The sequence below is a fragment of the Rhizobium sp. SVR5-2C genome (genome assembly GCF_056755115.1).
In genome coordinates, this window is the sequence record NZ_JBNDHT010000001.1 from 38,505 (window position 1) to 62,730 (window position 24,226).

General features: G+C 59.3%; 22 protein-coding genes and 5 pseudogenes. 17 read left to right on the forward strand and 10 right to left on the reverse strand.

The features are described from left to right. The first annotated feature begins 292 nt into the window (after positions 1 to 292). The 8 genes from ACPYOI_RS00210 to ACPYOI_RS00245 all read left to right on the forward strand — a co-directional run bounded on the left by ACPYOI_RS00210 (position 293) and on the right by ACPYOI_RS00245 (position 6,316). Positions 293 to 472, forward strand: a complete 180-nt coding sequence (locus ACPYOI_RS00210) for a hypothetical protein (RefSeq protein WP_481422367.1) — start codon at positions 293 to 295, stop codon at positions 470 to 472. A gap of 346 nt (positions 473 to 818) precedes the next feature. Next, positions 819 to 1,124, forward strand: a complete 306-nt coding sequence (locus tag ACPYOI_RS00215) for a hypothetical protein (protein WP_481415594.1) — start codon at positions 819 to 821, stop codon at positions 1,122 to 1,124. Between the two features lie 15 nt (positions 1,125 to 1,139). After that, a complete protein-coding gene (locus ACPYOI_RS00220) occupies positions 1,140 to 1,367 on the forward strand; it encodes a hypothetical protein (RefSeq protein ID WP_481422368.1) in 228 nt (75 codons plus the stop codon). Positions 1,368 to 2,091: 724 nt separating this feature from the next. After that, complete coding sequence (gene ku / locus ACPYOI_RS00225; RefSeq protein ID WP_481415592.1) at positions 2,092 to 2,994, forward strand: non-homologous end joining protein Ku; 903 nt, start codon at positions 2,092 to 2,094, stop codon at positions 2,992 to 2,994. A gap of 13 nt (positions 2,995 to 3,007) precedes the next feature. Then, entirely contained in the window at positions 3,008 to 3,826 is an 819-nt protein-coding gene (gene ku / locus ACPYOI_RS00230) for a non-homologous end joining protein Ku (protein ID WP_481415591.1), read from the forward strand. Between the two features lie 8 nt (positions 3,827 to 3,834). Further along, on the forward strand, positions 3,835 to 4,893 hold the full coding sequence (ligD, locus tag ACPYOI_RS00235) for a non-homologous end-joining DNA ligase (RefSeq protein WP_481422369.1): 1,059 nt from the start codon (positions 3,835 to 3,837) through the stop codon (positions 4,891 to 4,893). A 600-nt stretch (positions 4,894 to 5,493) separates the two neighbouring features. Continuing rightward, a complete protein-coding gene (locus ACPYOI_RS00240; RefSeq protein WP_481415589.1) occupies positions 5,494 to 5,922 on the forward strand; it encodes a nucleotidyltransferase domain-containing protein in 429 nt (142 codons plus the stop codon). A gap of 34 nt (positions 5,923 to 5,956) precedes the next feature. Beyond that, positions 5,957 to 6,316: a hypothetical protein gene (locus ACPYOI_RS00245; protein ID WP_481415588.1), complete on the forward strand. Its 360-nt coding sequence runs from the start codon at positions 5,957 to 5,959 to the stop codon at positions 6,314 to 6,316. Between the two features lie 783 nt (positions 6,317 to 7,099). Here the strand turns inward: ACPYOI_RS00245 and ligD (ACPYOI_RS00250) are convergent. From ligD (ACPYOI_RS00250) to ACPYOI_RS00260, 3 genes and pseudogenes are all read right to left on the reverse strand, one after another. Beyond that, on the reverse strand, positions 7,100 to 9,748 hold the full coding sequence (gene ligD, locus ACPYOI_RS00250) for a DNA ligase D (RefSeq protein ID WP_481422370.1): 2,649 nt from the start codon (positions 9,746 to 9,748) through the stop codon (positions 7,100 to 7,102). A gap of 140 nt (positions 9,749 to 9,888) precedes the next feature. Beyond that, positions 9,889 to 10,115: pseudogene (locus ACPYOI_RS00255) on the reverse strand (DUF982 domain-containing protein); the annotation flags it as partial. Between the two features lie 45 nt (positions 10,116 to 10,160). Then, positions 10,161 to 11,578, reverse strand: a pseudogene (locus ACPYOI_RS00260) (helix-hairpin-helix domain-containing protein); the annotation flags it as partial. 342 nt (positions 11,579 to 11,920) lie between these two features. Here ACPYOI_RS00260 and ACPYOI_RS00265 point away from each other — a divergent pair. Beyond that, positions 11,921 to 12,171, forward strand: a pseudogene (locus ACPYOI_RS00265) (KUP/HAK/KT family potassium transporter); the annotation flags it as partial. 71 nt (positions 12,172 to 12,242) lie between these two features. On the opposite strand, the pseudogene ACPYOI_RS00270 reads toward ACPYOI_RS00265, so the two are convergent. Together ACPYOI_RS00270 and ACPYOI_RS00275 are read right to left on the reverse strand one after the other, a co-directional pair. After that, a pseudogene (locus ACPYOI_RS00270) lies at positions 12,243 to 12,669 on the reverse strand (universal stress protein). A gap of 744 nt (positions 12,670 to 13,413) precedes the next feature. Then, positions 13,414 to 14,027 (reverse strand): annotated as a pseudogene (locus ACPYOI_RS00275) (OB-fold nucleic acid binding domain-containing protein); the annotation flags it as partial. Between the two features lie 121 nt (positions 14,028 to 14,148). On the opposite strand from ACPYOI_RS00275, the gene ACPYOI_RS00280 reads away from it, so the two are divergent. The 5 genes from ACPYOI_RS00280 (at position 14,149) to ACPYOI_RS00300 (ending at position 18,530) form a co-directional block, all read left to right on the forward strand. Then, the gene (locus ACPYOI_RS00280; RefSeq protein WP_481415609.1) at positions 14,149 to 14,589 is read left to right on the forward strand and encodes a helix-turn-helix domain-containing protein; all 441 of its coding nucleotides are present in this window, start codon (positions 14,149 to 14,151) and stop codon (positions 14,587 to 14,589) included. Positions 14,590 to 14,658: 69 nt separating this feature from the next. Further along, a complete protein-coding gene (locus ACPYOI_RS00285) occupies positions 14,659 to 16,416 on the forward strand; it encodes a hypothetical protein (RefSeq protein WP_481422371.1) in 1,758 nt (585 codons plus the stop codon). 31 nt (positions 16,417 to 16,447) lie between these two features. Continuing rightward, on the forward strand, positions 16,448 to 16,666 hold the full coding sequence (locus tag ACPYOI_RS00290; protein ID WP_481415585.1) for a hypothetical protein: 219 nt from the start codon (positions 16,448 to 16,450) through the stop codon (positions 16,664 to 16,666). Between the two features lie 20 nt (positions 16,667 to 16,686). Next, positions 16,687 to 17,838 carry a YcaO-like family protein gene (locus tag ACPYOI_RS00295; protein WP_481415584.1) on the forward strand — a complete coding sequence of 384 codons (1,152 nt, stop codon included), beginning with the start codon at positions 16,687 to 16,689 and terminating at the stop codon, positions 17,836 to 17,838. Positions 17,839 to 17,927: 89 nt separating this feature from the next. Next, positions 17,928 to 18,530 carry a TfuA-like protein gene (locus ACPYOI_RS00300; RefSeq protein WP_481422373.1) on the forward strand — a complete coding sequence of 201 codons (603 nt, stop codon included), beginning with the start codon at positions 17,928 to 17,930 and terminating at the stop codon, positions 18,528 to 18,530. A gap of 725 nt (positions 18,531 to 19,255) precedes the next feature. Here ACPYOI_RS00300 and ACPYOI_RS00305 read toward each other — a convergent pair. The 3 genes from ACPYOI_RS00305 to ACPYOI_RS00315 form a co-directional block, all read right to left on the reverse strand. Then, positions 19,256 to 19,456: a hypothetical protein gene (locus ACPYOI_RS00305; RefSeq protein WP_481415582.1), complete on the reverse strand. Its 201-nt coding sequence runs from the start codon at positions 19,454 to 19,456 to the stop codon at positions 19,256 to 19,258. A 331-nt stretch (positions 19,457 to 19,787) separates the two neighbouring features. Then, entirely contained in the window at positions 19,788 to 20,093 is a 306-nt protein-coding gene (locus ACPYOI_RS00310; RefSeq protein ID WP_481415581.1) for a DUF1214 domain-containing protein, read from the reverse strand. 66 nt (positions 20,094 to 20,159) lie between these two features. Further along, complete coding sequence (locus ACPYOI_RS00315) at positions 20,160 to 20,447, reverse strand: hypothetical protein (protein WP_481415580.1); 288 nt, start codon at positions 20,445 to 20,447, stop codon at positions 20,160 to 20,162. A gap of 36 nt (positions 20,448 to 20,483) precedes the next feature. Between ACPYOI_RS00315 and ACPYOI_RS00320 the strand changes: the two genes are divergently transcribed. Further along, the gene (locus tag ACPYOI_RS00320) at positions 20,484 to 20,738 is read left to right on the forward strand and encodes a 5-formyltetrahydrofolate cyclo-ligase (protein WP_481415579.1); all 255 of its coding nucleotides are present in this window, start codon (positions 20,484 to 20,486) and stop codon (positions 20,736 to 20,738) included. 424 nt (positions 20,739 to 21,162) lie between these two features. Here ACPYOI_RS00320 and ACPYOI_RS00325 read toward each other — a convergent pair whose 3' ends face one another. Together ACPYOI_RS00325 and ACPYOI_RS00330 are read right to left on the reverse strand one after the other, a co-directional pair. Next, on the reverse strand, positions 21,163 to 21,567 hold the full coding sequence (locus ACPYOI_RS00325) for a type II toxin-antitoxin system VapC family toxin (protein ID WP_481422375.1): 405 nt from the start codon (positions 21,565 to 21,567) through the stop codon (positions 21,163 to 21,165). Continuing rightward, positions 21,564 to 21,797, reverse strand: coding sequence for an AbrB/MazE/SpoVT family DNA-binding domain-containing protein (locus tag ACPYOI_RS00330; protein ID WP_481415577.1), 234 nt, complete (start codon positions 21,795 to 21,797; stop codon positions 21,564 to 21,566). The genes ACPYOI_RS00325 and ACPYOI_RS00330 overlap by 4 nt, the downstream gene beginning before the upstream one ends. An 846-nt stretch (positions 21,798 to 22,643) precedes the next feature. Between ACPYOI_RS00330 and paoA the strand changes: the two genes are divergently transcribed. Beyond that, on the forward strand, positions 22,644 to 23,276 hold the full coding sequence (gene paoA, locus ACPYOI_RS00335; protein ID WP_481422377.1) for an aldehyde dehydrogenase iron-sulfur subunit PaoA: 633 nt from the start codon (positions 22,644 to 22,646) through the stop codon (positions 23,274 to 23,276). After that, the gene (locus ACPYOI_RS00340) at positions 23,273 to 24,223 is read left to right on the forward strand and encodes an FAD binding domain-containing protein (RefSeq protein WP_481422378.1); all 951 of its coding nucleotides are present in this window, start codon (positions 23,273 to 23,275) and stop codon (positions 24,221 to 24,223) included. The genes paoA and ACPYOI_RS00340 overlap by 4 nt, the downstream gene beginning before the upstream one ends. Positions 24,224 to 24,226 lie beyond the last annotated feature (3 nt).

Here is a 24,226-nt window from a genome sequence, read left to right on the forward strand (position 1 = left end):
GACCTGTAGCTGTTCGTTGACTTTTGATCGATCCACTCGGATGCATTCAGAAAGGCCCAAGCCGTTTCTCCATCCATCGCTGCGATAAAGGTACTGGGTGTTGCGGTTGGGTCGGGCATTTTTCCGCTCCTCCCATAGGCGAGAGCAGATGTCTCTCAAGCGGTCCGCGCCGTTAATCATATATACCGACGCCACTACAAGAGGGCCAGAACAGACTTATTCTAGGCAATGAGGTGGCCGCACGCTTGATGGAAAACCGCGTTGGACCCTAAAGACATAACGGAATTGTGCCATGGCCGAGAGAAACCACACATCTTCCTTTTCTATCTTCTGGAATGGATCGGTGCTTGCCTTGGTGGTCGTCCTCGCCGCACTGATCTATGTCTTTGGGCTAGCGATGTCCGGCGACACGACGCAGTTGACCGGAAGCGTTCGTGGCGCAGTCCTCGATACGCGGGACGTTTCAAACTGACGTTCTCTGGTGAACACTCAGAAATGTCCCTTTACCGTTCCGCGCCTTGACGCCAACGGCTGAGCCACCGCGCCCTCGATGCCTCACAGAAGCCTACTCGATTATACTCGAAGTGCGCGATCGCAGAAAGTTGGACTTCGCGCCAATGCAACGCCGCTTATCGCGGACGTCCTGCCGCGAGGTCCTGTCAGGGCACGATCTCTTCCGAAGACGAATTAGCTAATTCTAAATAATAAGTTTGCGTCGCCCTTCCATTCGGCGCATGGTGCCGCCTCCAGCAGCAATCATCACGGGCGCTGCTGTTTAAGGGCCACCAAACCCTAGCCCCGACCGAAAAGAGGACTTTATGTCTTCCGCAATACCCACCAAAGACCTGACCAGCCAGAACTTCAGCTTGCTGCAACGGGTGCTGAGTGATGCCGGCTACACAGAAGATATTTTCTTTGATCAGCCCCGTCCCTTCAACGTCGCCGCCAAGCTTCTTATCCGGCTGTTCCAAGAGGGCATGACCGATCCCGCCGACCTGGCTGTTCAGCTCGAACGGCATTTCGGCAAGCCACCTGGTAAAAAAAGAGCCACTTTCTTAGCGCTACGCCTTGATCGCTATGCGATCCAGGGACTTCCGCAGACGCTACCCGTTACCTTTCACTGACGAAGGGCCACCAAAATGAAGACGCCAAGCTATGAGGTGGACAATGTTCAGCGGATCGGAGACTGTCAGCGAGTCTTCGATCAGTTGACGAAAGAAATCATCCTGGCTGCGGTAGAAGCGGGCTGGCGCGAAAACGAGGCGTCGATAGCGCTCGCAGATGCCGCTGACGGGTATGTGATGTATGTCGCGGCCGCGCCTTGCGTCTGCCAGGCTGCTAATGGCAATTTCGCGCGCAAGAGATGACTGCTGGTTCCGCTGCTCATTACCGTGCTTCGGTCAGGATTCTTTGGACCGTACGCTAGCGATCTGGAACGCTCGCTATCCTGATCGTTAATCAAGGTGGCCACGCGGTAGACTTCCTTACCTCAGCCTGTGATGATGGGCTCTCATCCGGAGCCGGGCGGTCTCCATATCCTACCTGCCTTTGCGGGGCTCTTTTTGTTATCGAAGAGTTGCGGAGCGCAACGATCAGCCGTTCGGCTCGTTGATTTGGCGGATGTCTTCGGCTCACCCTGCGAGCGCGTCCGGCTATCGACGCTAGGCCACCCGGCCCGCACCCGCCTGCGGGGTCTCTCTGTCCGCTGGCGTACGGGAACACCGGTCGACTCACTAAGTTGGAAGCTTGGCCGCGCGGCAGTGTTCCAAACCCAATACCAGCGATGACGCGCACACATCTGGTACCGCGCGGTCACCGTTTTTCCAAAACCCTCAAGGGCAAGCTCTTCGTGAAGTTCTGCGCAACCTTCGTTCTCCTGAAGATCAATCGAATAGCGAAGGCTCACCTGTGGCGCCGAGAGATCCCCCGACGTGTTCATGCGTCCGCTGCACGCGCGATCCCTCGCCAGTCATCGGGTCACGTTTCGTTTGGGCCCACGCACCTGGCCCCGCGGGCAGATTCGATTCGACTCGGAACAATCAGGCGAGTGATTCGGTTGACTCGCGTTGGTTGCGTCAGGAGTCCGCGTCGATGGTTGCGCCCCGAGCGAATTGGAAAGGCTATGTCAAGTTTGGTGAGGTCGCGTTTCCAATCGCACTTTATACGGCCGCATCATCCTCGGAACGGATCGCCTTCAATACCTTGAACCGAAAGACCGGGAACCGGGTCCGCCGCGAGTTCGTCGACAGCGAGACCGGAGATCCGGTCGACCGCGAAGGCCAGGTCAAGGGGTTCGAAATCGAGGATGGACGATATGTCGTCCTCGAGCCCGAAGAGGTCGCCGCAGCCATTCCCGACAGTGACAAGACGCTGAGGATCGACGCCTTCATTCCCTGCGTCGAAGTCGACGATGTTTACTTCGACAAACCGTACTACATCGCGCCGGACAAGATGGGCGGAGACGCCTTCAAGCTGCTGCGCGACGGCATGAACAAAGCCAAGGTGGCGGCGATTGCCCGGACCGTTCTGTTCCGGCGGCTGCGCACCGTCCTCATCCGTCCCCACGGCAAGGGCCTGGTCGGCTCCACGTTGAACTACGACTACGAGGTCCGTTCGTCCGAGGAGGCGTTTGATGAAATTCCGGACCTGCAGATCGGAGGCGAGATGCTGGAACTTGCCAAGCACATCATCAACACCAAGAAGGGTGGATTCGATCCCAGTACGTTCGACGACCGTTACGAGGCGGCCGTGGCCGAACTGGTGAAAGCAAAGATCGAGGGCCGGACACTGCCGAAGAAGAGGGCGCCGTCGGCGTCGAAGCCGAACGATCTCCTACAGGCTTTGCGGGAGAGCGCGGGCATGTCGGGACCCGCCAGGACCAAACGCGCGGCCGGTAACGTCAATGCGGGCGCGGACCGGCAGAAGGCAGCAAGCCCGTCCGCAGGGCCGAATTCTCGCAGCTCCAGCGGCGCCAAGCGGCGCCGTGCCGGCTGAGCGGAGGTCCCCCATGGCGCTCCGTCCGTACTGGAAAGGATACCTCAAGCTATCACTCGTTACCTGCCCCGTGCAGATGATGCCGGCGACCACCGAAAACGAGAAGGTCCGCTTCCACACCTTGAACCGGGAAACCCAGAATCGCGTCGTCAGCCACTACGTGGATTCAGTCACCGGCAAGGAGGTCGAAAACGAGGACGAAGTGAAAGGATACCAGCGCGGCGAGAATGAGTACGTCCTCCTCGAGGACGAGGAACTCGAGAACGTGGCGCTCGACAGCACCAAGACGATCGACATTGAGGTCTTCGCGCCGCGCGGGACCGTCGAGTGGATCTGGCTCGACACCCCGTATTATCTGTCGCCTGACGACCCGGTCGGCCAAGAAGCCTTCTCGGTGATCCGCGACGCGATGGCCGCCGAGGAGATGGTCGGCATTTCGCGGCTGGTGATCTCTAGGCGCGAGCGAGCCGTCATGCTGGAGCCGCGCGGCAAGGGTATCGTGGTTTGGACACTGCGCTATGGTGACGAGATCCGCGACGAGGGCGCCTATTTCGACAAAGTGGATGACGAACCGGCCGACCGCGAGATGATGCCGCTGGTCCAGCAGCTGATCAGGAAGCAGACGCAGCACTGGAACCCGACAATGGTTTCCGACCCGGTTCAGGATAAGCTGCTCGACATCATCGAGGCGAAGAAAAAGCAGATGAAGAAGCCGGCCAAGGCGAAGCCCAAGGGGAAGGAAAAGATGGAACCAGCTCTAAGCAACGTCATCAATATCATGGATGCGCTGCGCAAGTCGGTCGAAGTCGAAAAACGATCCGGGAGGCACTAGCATCCATCATGATGCGCCCGCGCCGCCCCTCTTTGCCCCTGCTCGACGAATCTGGGTCAACGCTGCAGTCGCGGCCGATTCGCAAGCGCGATCCTGATCAGCCAAGCCTCCCCTTCGATCCCATGCCATTGAGAGTCGAGCCTTGCCTCGCGCTGCTGAAGCCCACCGTGCCTCTTGGGCCTGATTGGCTCTACGAAGTGAAGTGGGACGGATATCGCCTTGCCATCCACGTCGAGCAGAAAGCTATTCGCATCATAACCCGCGGTGGTCACGACTGGACTGCCCGCTTCCCCGCGGTGGCCGCGGCTGCAACTCAGTTGGGCGTAACGACCGCCATACTGGATGGGGAAGCCGTGGTCCTGGACGGGCACGGGCGATCAGATTTCGGCGCGTTGCAGCGGTCGCTAGGAGGTCGAGGCGGGAAGCGGGTTTCGGCCGAATCCATGCTATACGCTTTCGATCTGCTCTATCTCGACGGGCACGACCTGACCGGCACCGACCTTTCGGTTCGGCGCCACCTGCTTGAGGATCTGATTCCGGAGCCAGGGTCCGGTGCCATCCGGCTTTCCGAAGAGCTGCAGTTCGACGCAAAAACGCTTCTCGAACACGCCTGCCACCGTGGTCTGGAAGGCATCATCGCCAAGCATCGCGACCGGCCTTATCGCAGTGGCCGCACCGGTGATTGGCTGAAGATTAAGTGTGTCCAGTCGGAGAGCTTTATGATCGTCGGCTACGAGCAGTCGGCATCTGCCCGCGGCGGCATCGGCAGTCTGCTGCTCGCCGGCAGCCAAGGCTATGACTGGATCTACGTCGGATCAGTCGGGACGGGTTTCAGTGCAAAGGACGCCGAGTCCCTGAAGAGCGCGCTCGACCGGTTGAAGACGAGCCGGCCGGTGGTCCCCGTGAAGGGCAAGCGCCTTGTCTTCGTCCAGCCGACCCTGATTGCCGAGATCGAGTTCCGTGCTTGGACGGACGACGGCAATCTCCGCCACGCGTCTTACAAGGGGCTTCGGGAGGTCCAGGACAATGCAGCTGTCTTCGACATGGCTCGCCTGGTTCGCAGGTGACGGTTCGGATCTGCATCGGGCGGAACATCTCAGCGCGCCATCAGGCTTTCGCGCGGGGTGCGGAACGCGAGAAGAGCCGTAGGCACGAGATGCCCGTGAGCCTCGCCCTTGCCTTGGTGCCGTAGGGGTAAAATCGCATCGAAGTTACGCGATGCAACGGGATCTCGCCGGGGCGGCGAGCGGATGGTACGGCGTTGTTGTATCCGCATGACCTGAGGACCTTGAGGGAGCCGATCGGTTTCCAACCTAGTCGCGGGTCGTCGTTTATATAACTGACGTTTTGTCCTTTTATTTGATCTCACGTTCTGATATATGATAGTCAAGCTGAATATATGCACGGTGTCTCCAATGGCGCGTCCGACTCCAGATAGTTCAATCCGATACCCGCTGAACTCCGTCTTGGGGGCAGAGTCGAATATACGTCTCCTGAGGGAGCTCTGCCTGCATGGAGGATATGTTTCGGCCACGCATCTTACCGAGAGAACCGGACTGGTCAGGAATAGCACCTGGAATGCACTGAATAGTCTACGGCAATATGGTTTGGTAATCGAGGAAGGAACGGACAGGTCGCGCCTCTTCCGAATCAACTGGGGGCATCCGTTGGCCGATTCGATCGGCGAGCTCTTCAGGGCAGAAAGCGAAAGGCTTCATAACATCTTCGAAGAAATAAAGGCCGGCGGCAAAAAGCTGAACGGTCGTATTGCCAGCATGTGGCTTTACGGAAGCGTCGCCCGTCGAGAGGATCACGCCGGCAGCGACGTTGACGTTGGTCTGATCGCAAGACCGGACGATCTGGCAGAGATCGTCGAGGCGGCTCGCGAACATCTCCGCGAGGCAGGCGAGCGTCTTTTCTTCCTGCCGAATGTTGTCGGACTCGATTTCAACGACGTAGAGAGAATGGCTCGTGATGACGATCCGTGGTGGAAAAGTTGCCTCGCAGATGCGGTTGTTTTGTTAGGGAAACATCCGGAAGACGTGGCACAAGAATTGTTGAGAGGGAGCCAGGATGGTCAGAAAAGGGCCGAGTAAAAGGCGCGACGAAACGTTCGTCAGGGGAAGGCTCGTGCTCGCCAGAGGCTTCTTGAAGGATGCGAGAAATAGCAACGCCATGGCGGACCCGGGCGACATAGGCAATCCGTCCATGTCAACGATCATCAATTGCGCCATTGCATTCACCGACGTCATCACCGCCAGGTACATCGGCGAGACCAACAAAGGCGATCACCAAGCGGTATTGAAGTTGCTTCGGGGGGCTTTAGGAAACCGACTACTCGAAGGCCAAGCGAGAAACCTTGCATCGCTTCTGGAACAAAAGGATGAAGTTCAATACGGGTCTCGAGCCAAGACCAGAGGAGATGCTGACAGAGCGTTGGAGCGGCTGGAAGAATATGTGGAATGGGCCGAACGAGTAATCGCCGAGTGATCCTGAGCACCGGAAGCCCGCGGCCGAATCTTGGTCGTACCTCATAAGCCACTGGTGTGCCTTGGCAGAACTGGAACATCGCCCACTCGACTCGCTAATTCGGTGGATTGCGCATTGCCTCTCCTACCAGCGCATCCAGCCAAGCGCTACTGGCGACCTGACCCCCGCAACCACTCTTCAAAGAACTTGAGATTTAGGTGGACCATGTTGATTAAGTCATGCGGCTGTCGGTGAGCCTGGATGGATGACCTCTCCGTTCTGAATTCCTCAGTGGGAGACTTCTCCTTTCATTGCAACGGGAGCCGACGGCTCTCCGCTTTGTCCGCTTACTCGTCCTGACGAGCTAGCTCAAGGAAAGGTTCTGGAACTTTTCAAGCGGATGGCGGTTCCCTGTCTCGAGCGCGGGTCGTGTCAACCGGACGCGACAGGGACGGTGAACATGGCGGTTTTTCCGGTTTCCCTCCATGGCCAACGAAATGGCAGTCGAGCGCCCCACCTGTCCGAACACCGCGCGACCTCGCCGGAGTTCAACTGAAGATCGTCACCTACACCGTGAGCGACATCAACGGCCGGCGGGACATCCTGCTGCGGTGGCTAAAAGAAGATCGGCCGGATTATCCTCTGTCTACAGGAGCTGATCGCGAAGCCGCATAGGTCTAAGCGGGGCATAATCTTCATGTCTGGCGGATCCGTCTCGGCCAAGGCTCATTCCGCTCCTCCGCTGGAATGAAGACTTTGCCTCCTTCAATGCCGATCCGTGCCCCAACGCCTGGCCCGATAACCTTACGCAGCCTTGACGCCTTTGCCGAGACGTTTGATGGCCTGGTCCAATGGCCGTAGTCCGTCACAATAGTCTTCCCATGCGGACGATTTCGATAAAAGCGCCGGCACAGTGTGAATGGTGAAGCGTTTGGGGTCGAGGTCCGATTTGACCTGGCCCCACGTCAGAGGCATCGAGACCGTGGCACCCGGCCGGGCACGCGGCGACAGAGGCGCCACCGCCGTCGCCATGCGGTCGTTGCGCAGGTAGTCGAGGAAGATGCGCCTGTTCCGGAGGCTCTTCGTCATCTTGATCAGGTAAAGCTCGGGGTTGTCGCGCGCCATCTGCTGGCAGACGTCGTGCGCGAAGCCCTTCGCTCCAGCCCACGAGAGCGGCTTGCGCTTGTTGATCGCAAGCGGTGTGACGACGTGAAGCCCCTTGCCGCCCGTGGTTTTGCAGAAACTGATCAGGCCGAGTTCCTCGAGGCGATCACGCATCTCTCGTGCGGCGGCAACAACTGTGGAGAACGGGACGTCCGGCCCAGGGTCGAGGTCGAAGACCAGCCGGCCCGGCACCTCAGGCGTGTTCGGCTCGCAGTTCCACGGGTGTAGTTCCACGCCGCCGATCTGCGCGATGGCCGCCAGACCCTCGATGCGATCGATCTGCAGGTACGGCTTCTTGTCGCCGAAAACCTTGACCAGTTCGAGCAGGTTCGAGGTGCCGGGCATGGCGTGGCGCTGGAAGAATTGCTCGCCTCCGATGCCATCCGGCGTCCTTATGATGGAGCACGGGCGGCCCTTGATGTGATTGATCAACCAGGACCCCACGGCCTCGTAATACCGCGCGAGCTCTTCCTTGGTGATGGGTTCGCCATCGTTGGCACCCGGCCAGAGCGGCTTGTCCGGATTGGAAATCAGCACGCCCATAACCTCGGCCTTCCCGCCCTTGCGCCGAGCCAGCTTCGCCATCGGTGCAGCCGGCGCTGGTTCGGGCACTTCTGCTTTCGAAGGGTTGGCCGGCCGCTCGATCTCGACCTCCTTGGCCGGCTTGTCTTCCCGCAGGCCCTTGAACGCGGCTTGACGGACGAGACCGTCGGCCGTCCAGCCCGCGAATTCGATCTCCGCCACGAGCTCGGGCTTCAGCCAGGTGACATCCGCTGCCTTCTTCGGTGCACCTAACCCGGTGAAGGGCGACTTCGGGGCCTCCAGTGTCTTGAGCTTCGGGAGCAGCGTCTCCACTTTCTGCGCGCCGTAACCAGTCCCAACGCGGCCGACATAGACGAAGTGGTCGCCGCGATAGACGCCGACCAGAAGGGATCGGAACTTGCCGTTGGTCCTGGCGTAGGCACCGATCACCACCTCGTGGCCAGCGCGGCATTTCGATTTGGCCCAGGTTTCCGTGCGGCCGGACTGATACGGTGCATCCGCCTGCTTGGAGACAATGCCTTCCAGGGACAGTTTACAGGCAGACCGAAGAACCGCGTCGCCGCCAGTCTCGAAGTGTTCGACAAAGCGGATGCGCGGATCGTTGCCGGCCTCGGAAAAAAGGCTCTGAAGCCGCGCCTTGCGATCGACAAGCGGTAGAGACCTCAAGTCCTCACCACCTTCAAAGAGAAGATCGAAAGCGAAGTAGACCAGGTCTTTGGTCTTGCCCTCCGACAGGGCCGCCTGCAGAGCCGCAAAATCGGGGGCACCATTCTCGTCGAGCGCACAGATCTCGCCGTCGATAATGGCATCGGGCAGCGCGGAGGCGGTCTCGGCGATCTCGGGATACTTTGCGGTCCAGTCAAGGCCCTTGCGGGTCTTGAGGGTAGCGTCGCCGTCGAGCACCCGCATCTGGATCCGGTAGCCGTCGAACTTGATCTCGTGGATCCAGCCGCTACCGGCCGGCGGGCGCCCGAGCGTCTGGCAGAGCTGGGGTTCGATGAAGTCCGGAAGATCGACTGGCGTTATGCTCTTCGGAAGCTGGTCGTCCGTTGCACCTTCCTTGCGCTCGTCGGCGGCAAGCCCATGATTGCTGTCCCAGACGGCATCGGCCTGAACGTCGCCGCCTTGCACCATGAACGGCTTCGGCTTGCGGCCTTTGCCGGCGGCGATCACATCCATGGGTCGGCCCGAGGCAACCGAGGTGTCGTTGTCCTCCAAGACCGCTGCGCCGTTTTCTTCGACGGAAAACTCATCATGGTGCTTGATCAGCAGCCAGTTCGTCCGCTTGCCGCGTTCGCGGTCGTTGCGCATGCGCACCAGGACGAAACTGCCGTGCAGCCGCTCGCCTTCCAGCGTGAACTTGAAATCGCCTTTTGCCAGCGCCTGCTCCGGGCTCTTCTTCCCCTCCGGCTCCCAGTACCCCCGATCCCAGAGCATCACGGTGCCGCCGCCATACTGTCCTTTCGGGATGGTGCCTTCGAAGTCGCCGTAGTCGAGAGGATGGTCTTCAACCTCAACCGCCAGCCGCTTGTCATGCGGATCGAGAGATGGCCCTTTCGTCACCGCCCAGGATTTGAAGACGCCGTCGAGTTCGAGGCGCAGATCGTAGTGGAGGCGGGTCGCATCGTGCTTCTGGACTACGAAGCGACGGCGATTGCTGCGGGCGATCCCCGTTTCGCCGCTGGGTTCCGCCGTCTTTTGAAAGTCGCGCTTCGACCGATAGGTCGATAGTTTGTCACTGGCCATGGTCTTCCCCGAAGCAACTCCGATAACGGAATGCCGTCCGATGGTCGGAAGTTCCATGACGGTATTCCAAAAGGCAGGTCCGAGAGCACGCGCGCTTATGTCAACCTCGCCTCATCGGATGCGACGCCGGCGTTGATCCGTCAGGTACCGGCTAATCGTGCTGGCCGCACCGGATGGAGAGCGAGCTTCGGTTTCACGGAGCAATGACAGTAGGCATGCCGGCTTTGAGGCAAGCAGCCAAGAACGCATCGCGCGCGACCAGGGCCGGTAGGCGCCCGTTCAGGGCGCCGCAGCAGGCCTTCACCGCTCGCTCATGCCGTTCTCCGTGGCGCAGCGGCCATTCGTTTTCGAGAAAATCCAAAACCTTCGAATGACCTGGGAGAAATCAGAGCCTCCGGGCTTTGTTGTCGCCTCAATGGAAATTGCGCGCTTTCACCTTGAGGGTGTCGATGTGCAGATCCGGGATGAAGATGTCCCTGGGCTTTGCGGCGGCCACCTTGTCTCGCGAGTCCGCACTTCCCGGCGAGCCATGGGCGAACTCGTCTCCACGGCCGGTTGCCAGCTTGAAGGCCGCGTCGCGGTCCGCCAGCCCGGAAAGATCTCCGGAAAGGTCGAAGAGTTGCTGGGCAACGAGATGGACGACGTCGCCCTCGCGTTGAATGCGGCCGTTGATCGCCATCATGGAAGACCCTAGGACGATGCGACGACGACGTTCGAACAGACTGGGCCAGACGACCACGTTGGCCGGATCGGTCTCGTCTTCGATGGTCAGGAACATGCCCCCTTTGCCGAGCCCGGCTTCTGCCGGACGAGGACGAGACCAGCCGTCATCAGCCAGCGTCCGTCGCGCGCGCTCATGGCCTCCAAACAGGTGACGATCCGCCGTTCGTTCAGGTCCTTGCGAAGAAAGGCGATTGGGTGCTCGCGGAGGGTCAGCCCGGTGTGCCCGTAGTCTTCGACGACGTTGTGGCCTTCCGTCATCTGGCGGAGCGTCACCGTCGGCTCCCGCTGCTCGGCCACCGCCCTCGCCTTGCGCTGGGCCGCGGCGGCGAAGAGAGGCAGGGGTTCGTCGCGGAGCGCCTTGATGGCCCAAAGGGCGTCACGGCGTTGGAGCTTGAGCGACGGCAGGAAGGCGTCGGCTTCCGCGAGCTCGACCAGTGAGGCCGCCGGGACCGCTGATCGTCGCCACATGTCGTCGACGCTCGCGAATGGATCGTCCATGCGGGCCGCGACCATACGAGCCGCGTCGACCGCGGCAAGACCCCGCACCATGCGCATACCCAGCCGGACATCATGACGCGCGCTGCCGTCGATCGGCTCAAGAGTACAATCCCATCGCGAGTGGTTGACGCAAACCGGACGGACCTCGACACCGTGTTTGCGCGCGTCGCCGACGATCCGGGCGGGCGCGTAGAAGCCCATCGGCTGGGAGTTCAGCAAGGCTGCACAGAAGACATCTGGATAATGGCACTTGATGAAGTTGCTCGCGTAGGCAATCAAGGCAAATGACGCCGCATGGGACTCCGGAAAACCATAGCTTCCGAATCCCTCAAGCTGAGAGAACGTCTTTTCGGCAAATTCGGCGGCGTATCCATTTGTGATCATGCCGGAGACCAGCTTGTCCTTGAAACGGCTGACCCCGCCCGTGAACTTGAACGTCGCCATCGACTTGCGGAGCTAGTCGGCCTCGCCACCGGTGAATCCGGCGCAGACCATCGCCACCTTCATCGCGGACTCCTGAAACAGCGGGACGCCCATGGTTTTGCCGAGGACTGCCTCGAGTTCCGGGGTCGGATACTCGACCTTCTCCTTGCCTTCGCGGCGGCGCGATGGCCGATATGTCACGTCGGGCGATAGAGGGTCCGAGAAGGCTAAGCACTCAACAGCGCGCCGCCCGCGATCGAAATCGCACCGAATGCTCCGAATTTCTGCAGCCTTCGCATGTCCCTCTCCTCCTGTTTGCGGCAGCGCCCAACCTTCAGCCCCGGTCAATGTTCCAGAAGAAAGCGATTAGCAGGAATCGTGGCGCACTATTGCAGGGAGACTGCAGGTTTCATCGGACGCCTGAGACACTTTTGCATTCAGTTTGTTTTTCCAGCGCACTGAGAACCATCCAGTCTCAGCGGTCGTTCGGCCGAGATTGGCTGCGAACGAAAGACCCCGAACTCGAGCATGAAACTCGTAGCGGTCTTCCTTCGCTCGTGCTCGCGGCCGCTAGGTGTGGTCTATGGCGATATCGGCACCAGTCCCCTCTACGCCTTCAGGGAAGCGCTCATGCGACGGCCGGTTCGGGTTCGCATCGTGACAACCTGCTGGGATTCCTATCACTCATCGTCTGGGCTCTGACGATCGTCGTGACAATAAAGTACGTCAGCTTCGTCCTGAAGGCCGACAATCGCGGCGAAGGAGGAACTCTCTCCCTGGACCCTCGCGCGCGCGCCTGCAGTCCTGTTCTTCGTCCAGCGGTTCGGAACGGGCGGCGTCGCGTCGGTGTTCATCCTTTGACGATTAAGACGGTCCCCTTGGCGAGGCTCAAAACCTTTGATGCTTGGCTTCCGAGGATGAGTCGATTGATCCCACGGTATCCATGCGATACCATCGGCAGGGCTCGCGCTCTCGACCGCGACCGTATCGACGTCACCCGTGCATAGCTTCGCAGCCGCTTGGAGTGTCTTCTTGCTTTGCTCCGCATTGCCCTTCGCGATGTCTTCGTACATGAGGGGCGACCAAACGTCTGGTGCGAAGAACATTGAGGGGATTGAACTCACGGTTACGATCGTGATTTTTGCTTTGAGTATTTGAGCTAGCTCGGAAGCCTGCTTCACTGCATTCGTCGCAAGATCAGACCCGTCTGTTGCGACAAGGATGTGCTTGAATATCGTCGTACTCCTGTTCGCTTGCGCGAACCGAACATAAACCACAGTCGAAGGTAGAGTCTATCGACGGCCGGTTTGCGACAGAACCCGTTGTTCATAATTATCGCGTAACGCGGTCTGATGCCAAATCTACGGTGGAAAGCACGGCTTAGGGCCGTTTCGGACTGGTATCCGACTTCGGCGGCAACTTGGCGATGGAATCTGCCGAGTCGAGCAGCCCCCGCCTTGCAGCGTCACGCCGATGGTATAGCCCCTCAAGCGCGGACCTCTGGACGCTGTAGAAGGTGCTGCCAGGGGCTCTAGCTCAAGCTCTTCGGGAAGCCTTGGCAGATCAGCCGATTATGAACGTGCGTCGATCCGACAATTGCGCCTGCCACATTTACCGCAAGCTCGTCATCTCCATGGCATCGAACGAATCCCTCAAGGATGAGGAAATTTCCAAGCATCGAAACTGTGATCCGCGAGGCATCTAATTCCGATGCTGCTTCTAGCGCACATTTGACGGCGGCCTTGGTCGCTGCCGAGCAATGTCCGGCTTCGATGCCGTACCGCGATGACTCTTGGCCGTCCAATCGTAGGATCATTTTCACTTCCTCCAAAAACATGGGAGGCTACAGTTCTTTATATTAGGAGTCTATAAACTAAGACATGCGCTCCAGGGGTTTCATTGATGGCACGCTCAGCCACCGTCACATGCGGTAGGCGTCTATTTGGGTGATGCGGCTCGTAGCCCTCATCGCGGAGGTGACAGCTTACCGCCACGCAGGAAAAACCAGCGTTGGTTCTTTCGTGAAAATTCGTCGACTTCACCTTGAGCGTGTCGATGTGCAAGTCCGCGGTGTAGATATCCCTCGCCGTTACCTACGCTGTTCGTTCCCGTGAATCTAGGGTTCCCCGGCGACCATGGGCGATCTCGTCAGCCCGGTCGGTCGAAAGCAGGATAGCTCGAAGACTTGCTGGACAACGAGATAAACGACATCTCCTTCCCGCTGGATGCGACCATTGATTGAGATCATCGATGCCCGAGCGATCCGCCTCGACCGTGCGAAGAGGTTCGGCCAGACAACGACATTGGCGATGCCGATCTCGTCTTCCAATGTTATGAACACGACGCCCTTGGCCGAGGCCGGCCGTCGACGCACAAGCGCCAAACCCGCCGCCATGAGCCAGCGGCCATCGCGAGCGACATTGCCTCGCAACAGGTCACGATCCGCCACGGGTGAGATCGCGCCGTAGAAAGCCGAGTGGGTGCTCGCGCAACGACAGCCCAGTGTGGCCAGAGTCCTCGACGACGTTAAGACCCGCCGTCAGCGCCGGAGTTCAACCTCAGGCTCCCGTTGCTCGGCAATCGTCCTGCCCCGTTCGGCATGCTGTCGCAAACCAGGGACGGGTGGCGCGCGGACCAAACAGGAAGCTTGGATGTCGGCAAATATTCAAGCAATTGCCATTCGGCGCATTCTCCAGCGATAGTTGCATGTAGCCTTGATTTATATCACTGTGTAGTCGTGACGGAGAGCTGAAGTGATGGACCAAAAGAAACCGAATCCGATCGATATCCATGTTGGCGCAAGGATCAGATTGAGACGCACGATGCTGAGGATGTCTCAGGAGAAGCTTGCGGCCGGTTTGGGAATTACCTTTCAACAGGTCCAGAAATACGAGAAAGGCAGCAATCGTGTCGGCGCAAGCCGTCTTCAGCAGATTGCAACTATCTTAAATGTGCCTGTCAGCTATTTCTTCGCCGAAGCGCCAGACGGCTCACCACTGAGCGGTCGCAAGCCGTTTCTACCGGAGGAAGAAGCAGTTTCCGCCTTCCTGGCGACCCGTGAAGGACTGGAGCTCAATCGTGCGTTTCAAAGGGTGGCGGACGCAAAGCTTCGCCAAAATATCCTTCAGCTCGTCACATCGCTAGGCCGCACGTCAGAGCCGGAACACCACCAAGCCGACTCGGGCGTGGCGCGTTAGTGGATCGTTTCTGTGCTCCGGCTTTTGACATTTGGAGGGCTCCAGCTTGCCGAGGACGGACGAGGAACAGTGCCACTGCCGCAGAAGGCAGTGTTTGCTCTGACTTATATGTTGGCCAGCGCTGAATTCGAACTCCCACGCGACTATCTCGCAAGGCTGCTTTGGACCGCCGATCCAAACGCCGCGAAGACTAACTTCCGCAAGATGATCGAGCGGGTGCGCAAATGCGCCGCCGAGGGCTGGCTCGTCCCACTTGAATTCACCGCCTCGACGGCGCGTCTATCCGCGGAACCGATCGAAGCAGACTTTTCCATTTTTTCCGGCGACCTTGAAGCACTGCCGCGACTAGCTGCGGCGTCGAAATTGCTGACGCGGCAGTTCCTGGACGAAGCCAATTTGCCGGTCGGGCTGAAATCATGGGTCGAAAAGCAGAGGTCGGCCCAGCGGAAGAGTTTTCGGGAGATGTTCTTCAAGGCGCGCGAGCTGGCCGCCAATCGGTCCGATTGGGTCGACATCAAGGATAGCGCAAGACAGCTCCTGGAGCATGATCCGGGTGATGTTGCTGTTCGGGAGGTGCTGCTTGAAGCACATCGCCAGACAAGTCGAATCGGCGCCGTTGCGCGATCCACTGGTGGCGCCGAGCTCGCCCTGCCCCCCGGGACTGCAGCTACGCTCCTGGCGGTGCCGACAGAACTTCCCCGGCTGGTTTTACTTCCGCCACAGGGGGCCGAAGAAAATTCCGCCTGTCCAACCCGCGCCTTGCTGGAAGACATTACGATTAGCCTGTGCTCATTGAGAACGGTGGCGGTCGTGGCCCCCTATACGGCCGTCCGCATTCGCCAAGATGCAAATAAGATCGCCCAGTTGGAGAGACATTCCATCTCCTACGTCATCGATACGAACATCAGTGGCGAAGGTCTCTTCATCCAGATGATCTTCCTTCCGTCCGACAGTGTCTTGTGGGCGGAGCGCTTTCGCCTGAAGCCGAGCTCGCTTGCGTCACATCGAAAGCAAGTTGCGCAAATGATCGTGGCGGCGATCAGCAGTCATCTTCAGCATACGGAGATCATGCTCGCCGATTATCGCGCTTACCCTGATGTCTATCGATCCTATCTCGCAAGCATACAGCATCTCAACAAGTTCACGCTCCCAGATGTCCGTCGGGCGCGCAACGCATTCAGAGAAACCCTGAAGATGCGCAGCGATTTCGCACCGGCCTTGGCCGGCCTGTCCCGCACCTACGCCTGGGAATGGGTGTTGACCGCACGAGGTGAAGCCGAACTCCTTGTCCAAGCGCAAGAGACCGCGAGAAGAGCGGTGGCGCTGGAGCCTGAGCTGGCTTCGGCGCATCGGGAGCTTGGGTTGTCGAGACTCTATATCGGTGATGTTGACGGAAGCCTCGACGCCTTTGACCGCGCGGAAGGGCTGAGCCCACATCTTGCCGACGCGGTCTGCGGATATGCCGATGCGCTGGTTCACGCTTCTAGGCCCGCCGACGGGCTGGCAAAAATCGAGAAGGCGATCCAGTTGAATCCGATCTGCCCTGACGACTACTTCTGGATAGCGGCGGGCGCCAGTTACTTCCTGGGCCAATTTCGACAGGCGATCAGTTATATCGATCAAATGGACGATTCCTCATCAGCCCAGCGATTGCTTGCGGCAAGTTATGCGATGGCCGGCGATGCTGCGAAGGCGCGCATGCATCGCCGCAAGGCCCACGAGCTCAATCCGCATTTCGACCTGGACAAGTGGCTGTCCGTGCTTCCTGTAAAAGAGCAATGGCAGAAAGACCTCTACCGCGAGGGTCTACTCAAAGCTGGATTCTAGATTTTTAAGTACCGGAACCTAAGGAGGGAACATGGCAAGAGTTGTTGTAATTGGGCTGCCCGGAGACGATCAGCTTTATGTGGCGGACTTGGACGCGGGAACCGTACAGCCGATGCAGTCACCCGCTTCCGGCCCGCTCGCTGCCGCGAACAGTCTCAGAAATGCGGGCGGAACAGTTATCAAGGACGTCAATCTTGCCGTCGCTGTCTCCTCCTCTGAACAGGCTTTTTCGGGCGTCTTCGATGGCTAAGCTGATGACTGCGTGACGTCATGGAGCGCATATGCTCCCCAAACGAGACCTATGAGCGGGTGCGTCCCTTACTAAAAACGTTTGGGATCACCCGTATAGGCCGCCAAACCGGACTTGATCAGATCGGCGTACCAGTCTGGTGTGCCTACATGCCCAACGCCAGGTCGATCGCCGTTGCTCAAGGCAAAGGGCTGACCGACGCTGATGCGAGAACATCCGCGGTTATGGAGGCTCTCGAGCGAGCCGTCGCGAGCGCCCCGTTCCTGTCTACGAGGAACACGTCTGCGCTAGCTCTTCGTGATGCCGGACAACGTGTCGACCTGCTCGTTCCGCTCCTCGCCCGAAACCAACCCCTTCCGCGTGATACCGAGATCACGGCGTTTGCGGCAGGGGTGGATCTAATGACGGGTGACCGCGTCCACGTTCCCAGTGGGGCCGTGCTGCTTGATCGAACCCTGTCGGACTGCCGGTACTGGCAGTCTTCCGACGGCCTCGCATCGGGCAACACCTATGACGAGGCAGTTTCTCACGCTCTTCTCGAGCGCATCGAACGCGACGCCCACGTCTTGTGGCAGGTAAGTCCGGAAACGAAGCAGCACACCCTGTGCATGGATCCCAGCGCTTTTGACGACGAGAACGTCAAGTCGCTCGTCATGCGGATCGAGAATGCCGGCATCGCGCTGCGGTTGTTCGACATCACAAGCGATATCGGCATCCCATGCATCGCCGCATTTCTTGCGACCAAAACCGCCTTGGCAACCAGCGCCGCCCGTTATGTGGACGTGACATTTGGCTGCGGCGCCCATCCTTCTCCCGAACGCGCTGCGATACGAGCGCTGACGGAGGCGGCTCAGTCTCGCGTTACCTACATCAGCGGCGCCCGGGACGACGTGTTTCATGAAACCTACAGGCAACCATTGCCCGAGCGGTTGCGACGGCTGTTTTACGCCGAGCCTTCCCGCCATGTGCCCGCACCCGGCCCGCGGGATCTCGAAGGAATTTTGATGCGCCTAAAGCAGACAGGTATCACGCAAGCAATCGCCATTCGATTGAGCCAGCGGGAATTGCCCTTCTCGGTCGTCAAGATACTGGTGCCTGAATTGGAAAACCCAGAGGGGGAGCGACGGCAAAGGTTTGGCAACAGGGCGATCGCAGCATCGTTTGCGTCATGAAAGTGGTCTTCGTCGGCCCAAGCCTTCCGGATGCAAGGCGCTTCGTTGCGGAAGGTATCATCATAAAGCCGCCAGCGGTGCAGGGTGACGTGCGTCAGGCGGTCGACGACGGTGCTCGCGCCATAGGATTGATTGATGGCGCCTTCGAGAATGTCGCGCCCGTCTGGCACAAGGAAATTCTCTATGGACTCACGAAGGGCGTAGCGCTCTTCGGAGCAGCGAGCATGGGCGCGTTGCGGGCCGCGGAGTGCCACGCGTTCGGCATGATCGGTGTCGGGAAGATCTACAAGGCCTACGCGGACGAAAGCCTGGTCGACGATGCGGATGTGGCTTTGCTGCACGGGCCCGAGGAACTGGGATATGTTACAATCACTATTCCGATGGTCAACGTTTCTGCAACCGTCGCATGGTGTCGTCTCCACGGTCTTGTCTCGACCCAGGAAGCGCGGTGGCTCGAGGAAAGCGCGCGTTGCTTGTTTTTCAAAGCTCGCACCTGGAAATCGGTCATTGCAAACTACCCGGGGATCAGCGCCGCGCGTGCTGATGAACTGCTCCAAATTCTTCACGACAACTACGTTGATCAGAAGAGAGCGGACGCAATAGCCCTGATCGATGTCCTACATCAGGCTGATGAATGTTCCCCTCCACCGAGCTTCGCATTCAGCCGAACATCTCTCTGGCGTATGGCCTGACGTCGTCAGCCGTGCGTTGTGTCACGCCGATGTCACGCCCGCCGCCCCTAAAACAGTTCTAAGCTATGCGCATCAATTGGGGGTTTAAGCATGGCATGCTCAGAACTGCAACATATCGATAGAGAAACAGAACTCGTCGCCTTGGCAAGAATGGTGATTTACGCGCGTGAGACCGCGAGAGATCTCAAATCGAGCGAGGTGGAGGCCGGGCTTTCCGTGACACTCGAAGCGATCACCAAGGAGCTTACCGGCGACATAACGATAGATGTCTCGGGGATCGAACAATCACGAAAAGCACCGGGTCGGAGTTATCAATAAGCGGGAAGCGACTAAAGGAACCTGGGGCACTGGAACTGCCATTTAGCCATTGCGCGGTCCAGTGGCGACTGCAGCGGAGCGTCGGGAGATGTCCGCAGCAGGCAGGCTTTTAGGGTCAAACCTTCCTCGTTCTTTTCGCGCGCTACGCGACGCGTTAGTCGGATGAATAGCCCGGTGTCCAAGGACGCGCGCCGTTTCGAACGGCGGTGTCCGAGCTGGGTTAGCGGCGGCTTTCGTTCATGTCGGCGGGGTCATTGTTGAGATCCCTTCTTGCCTGGACGTGTCTTGGTTCGGTCGCATCTTCGGAGTCCGTGATTACCGTCGGCTTGGCGTTGTGACGCCCGACGCCTTCCGGTCAGCTACCGACTTGGCGAACTCCCCTTGGCTCTTTTTCTACGTCTGACATCTCATTCGCCCTTCTGCTTGTAGCCGTCCGAAACCTTCTTGACCTCGGGGTCACTGTTGGTTTCACCGTCGGCATCCTTCGCCCGATCGGGGTCGTCCTTCGCAGGAAGGTAGCCGGGCGGAGTGTTTTCCTGCGGGCCTTCCCAGCGGGGCGACTGGTCGGTGGTGCCGGGAGCGCCGTCTTTCGGTTTGTCCATACCCATGAGGAAGTCTCCTTTCATCCGGATCTAACTTACCCGGCCGTTGCAGGTTCCACTGATGAACGAAAAGGCCACCGGAGATTTGGGAACCATTCGGACCGATCGACATCCATTTTGCCGAGCGAGCCGTGTCAACCGGACATGACAGGATGGCGAACCCAGCGGTTTTTCCGGTTTCTCGCCATGGTGAACGGAAGGAAGCTCTCGAGTTGGGTTCCACGGACAGACCGTGGGCTATGCTTTGCCTTGGATTATGCGGCAGGTTGACGCTCAATTTTCCTCCTCGGCGAACATTCGCATAGGGTTGGTTGATCGAACAACCCTACCTCACTCCTCACTTCACCAGTCCGATCTCGCTCGGTCGCCATGACTTGTCGAAGAAAGGTTCGAGCGGGCTGTACAGGCGCAGGATCGTGAACCAGCCCTTCTTCGGGTCAGCCTGAATCCAATTGCCGCGCGGAACGCCTTGCGGCTGCTCAGGCGTAAACCAGACCGTGGTCGAGCCGTAGGCACCGGCCTCGGCGGCAGGTGAAGGATAATTCCGGCTACCCGCGCGCGGATAGCGCTGTGGCGTGTCGAGCATCGAGCGAGTCATATTGTCGTAGACCGTGAGCGACCAGAAATTCGCCTCCGGGGACACGCCTCGGCAGTGTAACCTTATAGGCCTTAGCACCAATCGAAGGGTTTTTGTCGTCATCTGTCATCGCTAGCAGATATTGCGAGCCGATGCCCGGCAGCCGCATCGCCATGGCCGGGTGATGCCGGTCACGCCGTAGAAAAAGATCGTCCGCGCATCCATCGTCCGAGAGCCGGTCGCGGGAAATGGTTTGACGCCCTCGGGGGTGATCTCCAGAATAGGTGTTTCGAACGCGTAGCCGGAGAGGAAGAGATAATTGGACCAGGACGAATTCGGGTAACAGAACCAGCTGGGATTTCGCGGCGACATGAAAAGGCTGCGAGAGGTCGCATTGGCTACCGCGAGCGCCTCGGTCATGATCCTTCAGCGTACGTCCGGTGCAAAGGGTTGACGATGCCGATTGCGGCCAGCGGCCCCGTCAGCTCCGGGCCTTGGAGGTTCGGGGAACCGCTAGAACGTGGTGTGTGGAATATCCCGGTGCCTTCGCAGGGAAAGGAGGTTCAATCCGAAGTCGTCATCGCTCCTGTCGTTGGCTTCGACGCGGATGGATTCAGACTCGGGTATGGAGGTGGTTTCTTCGACCGGACCCTCGCTCTCTTGCAGCCCTCCCCGCTAGTTGTCCGGGTGGGTTTGAACTGCAAAAAATAGAAACGATCCATCCACTGCACCACGATATTCCAATGGACTACATTGTCACAGACGTCGCCGTGCATCGACGGAGCACTCACAGTAATGAATGACGGCGCTATCGCCGCAGAAAAGCTCGAGGCGGTAAAGCCGCGTGCCGGGCCGTAGCGAGGAGCCGAATGTTCCTCATGAGGTCATGGTAATCGCCCATATGTCGATGCGTTCTTTCCCACGCGATAACGTCAACGTCAGTTCTCCTGAAGCCGGCTCTCGTCGCATCGCGGACGTTAGGATCATCGCCACCGGCCGTAGCTGATGGAAATCCGCTCTGCCGGCTGCCGTGGCTGTCAGGAGATTTACCGATGCTGCCCAGCAGAACTGGCAGCCAGTCAAGCTGCCGCGCTGGCGCTAGTCAAATGGAACGGGCGATCTTCGTCTTGCAAACTCACTGGACTGGCAAGATCAGCTTAACTGTTGGGAAGTAGGACCGGTACCGCCCAACGTCGCGTGTCAGCAGTGGAAGCTGCTGAACCGCTGCGTGCGCGCCGATGAAAAAATCCGGCAAGACGCCGGTACGAGAACCGCCGGCCCGGCGATATCGTGTGAATACTTTTCCCGCAAGGAATAGTGCGGCCCGCGGAAAGGGAGTGACGACCAGCCCAGCTTCTTCAATGAACGCGTCAAGGTCTTCGATGCGTTCATAGCGAACCGCAAGCTCGGCATAGACGACATCATTGATCAACAATGGACCGGCGAGACTGGCCGTTTCGAGTTGCTCGATCGACCAGTCTGCCCAGGTTGAGTCATTGGTGACAAGGTCGAGCAATACATTCGTGTCGACAAGCGTCACGCTTCACCGCGCGTGAGCGCCATGATCGCGTCGGTATCAAGTCCCTTACCGGCATGCCCTCGCAGCTTTTGAAAGCGGCTGGCTGGCTGGATCTTATCAGCCCTTGTCAGCAAAACGCTGCCATCCGCGGCCCGACGGAAGTCGACCTGGCTTCCGGGGACGATCCCGAGTAAGTCCCGAACCGCTTTCGGGATGGTGACTTGCCCCTTTGCTGTAACTGTCGTCGTCATGTTGCAACCTTGTAATACCGATATCGGATTAGGTATTACTTTCCGGCTTCGATTTCAAGCTCCACGCGGCCATCCGATCGCCCGTCGACGCCCGTTGCGCAATAAGACGACGAACTTCCGGCCTTTCGGAAGTCGTCGAACTCCATCGGCGCAAACGCAAGCCGAGCTTGATACGAAATCAGGGACCGGCGCCGTATCGGAGACTTGGCAACTAAGCGCAAGTTCAAGAGCGAGGCGTTCTCAGCGATCCGCAACGCCGCCGAAGGAATGTTGCCGTTGGAACCATTGGCAAGGAAACCATGAAGACCTTCGAGGCATGCCTTTCTGTCCCTCCGGGGCTGACGCCAAGCGAATTGAAGCGGTCCGAGAGAACAATCATGTGACCCAATGCACGTTATCTCAACAGATCTAACGGCATGTTCAAGGAGCTGCGATCAGATGCGCAATTCGCTTTCCCGGCATTTCCTACAGCGGCACATCGTCGCGACGGGTACCCATCTCTTGAAACGGATCGGGCTCATGCGACCAAGCTGCCATTCAGGACGCCGAGATAGTCGCGAACCGCTAAGGGCGTTCCTGCCGCGAATGCCGGAGGAGATCAGTCATGCTTGGTGCAGTGCTCCGCACGGGAAATCCCTCGGCGAGCTGGTCGCAGATCTCCGCGCGATTTCCGGCTGCTTCGCATGATCGGTCAAATACGAGCCGGCCCACCATTCATGAGCCGGTTCGATAACTGTATGCAACAATTCTCATCTAGTCTTCCGGCCCCGCCTGCCTACCTCTTTAAGCTGTCACCCATCCCACGCGCGCCCGAATAGGCGCCTACCAAGACGAAGTGGAGCTGACATGCGTACCGATCGACTTGAAATATCTCGCCGGGACTTACTTATCTCGTCGGCCGCGACGATCGCGGTTACGAGTGCCGCGACCAGTCCGGCGGCTCAACCCGCTGGAGACGAGATGGCGCCGACATCCAAATTATCGTTCACCGTCAACGGCAAACGTCACGACGTAGAGATCGATAATCGAACTACCTTGCTCGATGCCTTGCGGGAACACCTTCACCTGACGGGAACCAAGAAGGGATGCGACCATGGCCAGTGTGGCGCATGCACGGTCATCGTGGACGGCCACAGGCTCAACTCCTGTCTGACGCTCGCCCTCATGCATGAAGGCGGCCAGATCACCACGATAGAGGGGATGGGAGAGCCCGGGGACCTCCATCCCATGCAGGCGGCTTTCGTGAAACATGACGGCTTCCAGTGCGGCTATTGTACGTCGGGGCAGATCTGTTCCTCCGTGGCGGTCCTCGAGGAGATAAAGGCGAACATCCCGAGCCACGTCACCAGCGATCTTACCGCTCAGGCTCATGTTACGCCTGCGGAGATCCGCGAGCGCATGAGCGGCAACATCTGTCGCTGCGGCGCCTACTCGAACATCGTCGACGCTATCGTCGAAGTCGCGGGGACAAAAGTATGAAAGCCTTCACCTACGAGCGTGCAACGACGATAGAGGCCGCCGCCAAATCCGCTGCCGCCAATCAGCATGCCAAATTCATCGCCGGCGGCACCAATCTTCTCGATCTGATGAAGCTGGAGATCGAAACGCCCACGCATCTGATCGATGTCAACGGTCTCGGCCTGGATAAGATCGAAGCGACGCCCGAAGGCGGACTGCGCATTGGCGCACTGGTCCGCAACACCGATCTTGCCGCCCACCAAACCGTCAGGCGCGACTACGGGCTTATCTCCCGCGCGCTCGTCGCAGGCGCGTCGGGCCAGTTGCGAAACAGGGCGACCACGGCGGGCAACCTGCTGCAACGGACGCGTTGTCCTTACTTCTATGACACCAACCAGCCATGCAACAAGCGGCAGCCTGGCAGCGGCTGTTCGGCCATCGGCGGCTTCAGCCGCCAGCACGCCATAGTCGGGACGAGCGAGGCGTGCATCGCGACCCATCCGAGCGATATGGCGATCGCCATGCGGGTACTCGACGCCGTTATCGAAACGCTCAAGGCCGATGGCAGCCGCCGATCCATTCCGATCGCCGAGTTTCATCGGCTACCGGGCGACACACCTGACATCGAGACGGTGCTCGGACGCGGCGAACTCATCACCGCGGTCCTGCTGCCGCCGCCAATTGGCGGCCGGCAGATCTACCGCAAGGTCCGCGACCGTGCCTCCTACGCCTTCGCGCTCGTCTCCGTTGGAGCGGTCATCCAGCCTGACGGCACTGGACGCGTGGCCATCGGCGGCGTCGCCCATAAGCCCTGGCGCGTTGAAGCGGCCGATACCGAGCTTTCGAAGGGAGCAAGAGCGACGGCCGGAGTGCTTCTGGCGGACGCTCGTCCGACCGAACAGAACCGATTCAAGGTCGATCTTGTCGAGCGCACGCTCGGCGCGGTCATCGCTGAAGCCAAGGGGTGATAA

Excerpts from the sequence above, each read along its gene's own strand:
- ACPYOI_RS00210 (WP_481422367.1), top strand. The coding sequence starts at position 293 with ATGGCCGAGAGAAACCACACATCTTCCTTTTCTATCTTCTGGAATGGA.
- ACPYOI_RS00215 (WP_481415594.1), top strand. The coding sequence starts at position 819 with ATGTCTTCCGCAATACCCACCAAAGACCTGACCAGCCAGAACTTCAGC.
- ACPYOI_RS00220 (WP_481422368.1), top strand. The coding sequence starts at position 1,140 with ATGAAGACGCCAAGCTATGAGGTGGACAATGTTCAGCGGATCGGAGAC.
- ku (WP_481415592.1), top strand. The coding sequence starts at position 2,092 with ATGGTTGCGCCCCGAGCGAATTGGAAAGGCTATGTCAAGTTTGGTGAG.
- ku (WP_481415591.1), top strand. The coding sequence starts at position 3,008 with ATGGCGCTCCGTCCGTACTGGAAAGGATACCTCAAGCTATCACTCGTT.
- ligD (WP_481422369.1), top strand. The coding sequence starts at position 3,835 with ATGATGCGCCCGCGCCGCCCCTCTTTGCCCCTGCTCGACGAATCTGGG.
- ligD (WP_481422370.1), bottom strand. The coding sequence starts at position 9,748 with ATGGCCAGTGACAAACTATCGACCTATCGGTCGAAGCGCGACTTTCAA.
- ACPYOI_RS00280 (WP_481415609.1), top strand. The coding sequence starts at position 14,149 with ATGGACCAAAAGAAACCGAATCCGATCGATATCCATGTTGGCGCAAGG.
- ACPYOI_RS00290 (WP_481415585.1), top strand. The coding sequence starts at position 16,448 with ATGGCAAGAGTTGTTGTAATTGGGCTGCCCGGAGACGATCAGCTTTAT.
- ACPYOI_RS00295 (WP_481415584.1), top strand. The coding sequence starts at position 16,687 with ATGGAGCGCATATGCTCCCCAAACGAGACCTATGAGCGGGTGCGTCCC.
- ACPYOI_RS00305 (WP_481415582.1), bottom strand. The coding sequence starts at position 19,456 with ATGGGTATGGACAAACCGAAAGACGGCGCTCCCGGCACCACCGACCAG.
- ACPYOI_RS00315 (WP_481415580.1), bottom strand. The coding sequence starts at position 20,447 with ATGACCGAGGCGCTCGCGGTAGCCAATGCGACCTCTCGCAGCCTTTTC.
- ACPYOI_RS00320 (WP_481415579.1), top strand. The coding sequence starts at position 20,484 with ATGCCGATTGCGGCCAGCGGCCCCGTCAGCTCCGGGCCTTGGAGGTTC.
- ACPYOI_RS00330 (WP_481415577.1), bottom strand. The coding sequence starts at position 21,797 with ATGACGACGACAGTTACAGCAAAGGGGCAAGTCACCATCCCGAAAGCG.
- paoA (WP_481422377.1), top strand. The coding sequence starts at position 22,644 with ATGCGTACCGATCGACTTGAAATATCTCGCCGGGACTTACTTATCTCG.
- ACPYOI_RS00340 (WP_481422378.1), top strand. The coding sequence starts at position 23,273 with ATGAAAGCCTTCACCTACGAGCGTGCAACGACGATAGAGGCCGCCGCC.